Genomic DNA, 2,294 nt, shown 5'->3' with positions numbered 1-2,294 from the left:
GCCTGCAAAGCTCTCCTAACAGTCGCCCTGCTGACATCGAACACTTTCATCATGGCTTCTTCCGTTGGAAGTTTTCTGCCAACGGCGCCCGGTTCCTTCATATAATCAGAAATTATCCTGTATATCTGGTAGTAGAGTGGAACCGGACTTGCTCTATCAAGGGCTATTCTTCTGTCTGCATTAAAAAGCATGATGAAATCACATCCTTCTTTACGATACTCGAGGGACAAACAGGTTAATTCGAATACGGTCTCAGTTTGGCAAGGTCCTCATAGGTTTCTATGAGCGAACTGTAGGCTTTATCGAAAACTTCGAAAAGTCTTTCGTAGTACCTGTGATTCTCTGGGTTGTACTCGATAAACTGAACATCCCTCACAAAAGTAGACGCTTCCTTGAACGTCATCTCTCCAGCTCCAACAGCACCAATAATGGCCGCTCCCATTGACGTTGCCTCTTCGAGATACTCGGGAACCGTAACTGTCTTTCCGAATATATCGGCCACAATCTGTTTCCAGTTCCTTCCCTTTGCTCCTCCGCCGATAAGGCGAATCTTGTCGAATTTTCCCTTAGTCTCGAGAATATCCAGGACTATTTTCAGGTTGAAGGCCACACCTTCGAGTACCGCTCTAAGCATGTCGGCCTTTCTATGTGTCGAGGACAGTCCAATGAAGGCTCCTCTAGCGTTAATGTTCCACCTCGGGCTTCTCTCCCCAAGCAGATAAGGCAGGAAGACCAGGTTTCCCGCACCGGGTCTTGTCTGGTCAACAAGATCGTCCATAATAGTGAAGGCGCTTAGCCCCAGTTCCTTTGCCTTCTCTTCTTCATGCTGGCAGAGAGCGTCCTTAGCCCAGTGATACGAAGCTCCCCCGGCCTGCATTGTTCCAGTCGGGCAATAGAAACCCTCAATGGGATATGCGAAGTTAAACGTCCTCGACTTCTCGTCGAAGATCGGTTCCGTGGAACACGTGCTCACCCAGCTCGACGAACCGAGATAGAGATAGGCCTCGTCTGGACTGACAACCCCTGCTCCCAGGCAGGCACAGGCGCCGTCTCCGCCGCCGCGAACTATTAGAGTCTTCTTCGACAGTCCCAGTTCCTCCGCCACCTTCGGCAGTATCTCCGAGACGACATTCGTGGAGGAGGTCACATCGGGAAGTTTTTCCATATCAAGTCCGAGGACTTCAACGAGTCTTTCCGACCATTTCAGCTTTTCGATATCGAAGAGAAGCGTCATCGACGCATCTGAATGATCAGTCCCGAACTCTCCGGTGAATCTGGAGATGATGTAATCCTTCGCATTCAGGAATTTATGTGCCTTGTTGTATATTTCAGGTTCGTTGTCTTTTATCCAGGCAATCTTCGGACCGGAGTAAGTAGGCGTTATCCTCGATCCGGTAAGCCTGTAGACGAAATCATTGCCCACTTCTTCGAGCCTTGCCGACTGTTCGACGCTTCTCTGATCGGCCCATATGATGGCTCTTCTAAGAAGCTTTCCATCCCTGTCAACGGGAATGGCCCCCATCATCTGACCACTGAAGCTTATAGCGACTATCTCTGCGGGATTGACACCGGCCTTGGCGATGAGATCCGAGGTCGTCTTTTTGACGGACTCCCACCACTCCAGAGGATCCTGCTCTACCTGATTCGGACCGGGATGATAGGTCTTGTAACCTGAGAAAGAACTCGCCAGGAGCTTCCCGTCTACTCCATAGAGTGTCGCCTTGTTCCCGGTAGTTCCCAGATCGTATGCGATGACGTATTTCATTTCTTATCGCCCCCGATCATCTCATTAACGAGAGCTTCGATTTCTTCCCTTTCAGGCATTGAAGGGGAAGTTCCGAATCTAGTAGTGGAAATGGCCGCCCCGGCACGGGCGTAGTCAATAGATCTCTCCAATCCCTCTCCCCTCGAGAGATATGCCGCAAAGACACCGGCAAATGCATCTCCAGCTCCGGTTGTATCGATAGTCTTCACTCTGCAGGCGGGGACGAGTCCTGCATTTACTGATGGGCAGTAAACTCCCTTTCCTCCCAGAGTTATGAGTACAGTGTCCACCGACTTCTTCAATTCAGATGCTATAGCCTCGATCGAATCCATGCCGTCGAGGGGAATTCCTGTCATGAGACTGGCCTCTATCTCGTTTGGCATAATAACGTCGACATATTTGAGGATCGAATGATCAAATTCCTTTACGGGTGCGGGATTTAGCAAGACTCTTGCTCCGGAGTCCCTGGCGAGTTTTATCGCCTCATAAGTTGCGTCGAGATTCGCTTCAAACTGTGTAAGAAAGACAT

The 2,294-nt window shown here is 50.0% G+C and carries 3 protein-coding genes; all 3 read right to left on the bottom strand.

All coding sequences use genetic code 11. The annotated features are described in order from the left end of the window. On the bottom strand, positions 1–191 hold a 191-nt coding region (locus ENN47_07095), incomplete at its 3' end, for a GntR family transcriptional regulator (GenBank protein HDP77934.1). A gap of 44 nt (positions 192–235) precedes the next feature. Next, the gene (gene xylB / locus ENN47_07090) at positions 236–1,765 is read right to left on the bottom strand and encodes a xylulokinase (GenBank protein HDP77933.1); all 1,530 of its coding nucleotides are present in this window, start codon (positions 1,763–1,765) and stop codon (positions 236–238) included. Then, on the bottom strand, positions 1,762–2,294 hold a 533-nt coding region (locus ENN47_07085; protein HDP77932.1), incomplete at its 5' end, for a ribokinase. The genes xylB and ENN47_07085, both read right to left, overlap by 4 nt.

This window comes from Mesotoga infera (assembly GCA_011045915.1).
In the GTDB taxonomy this organism is placed as follows: Bacteria; Thermotogota; Thermotogae; order Petrotogales; family Kosmotogaceae; genus Mesotoga; species Mesotoga infera_D.
This window is presented reverse-complemented; position numbering and strand designations above follow the sequence as displayed.

What these genes read in the sequence shown, in the direction of transcription:
- xylB (HDP77933.1), bottom strand. Translation starts at nt 1,765, where the DNA reads ATGAAATACGTCATCGCATACGATCTGGGAACTACCGGGAACAAGGCG.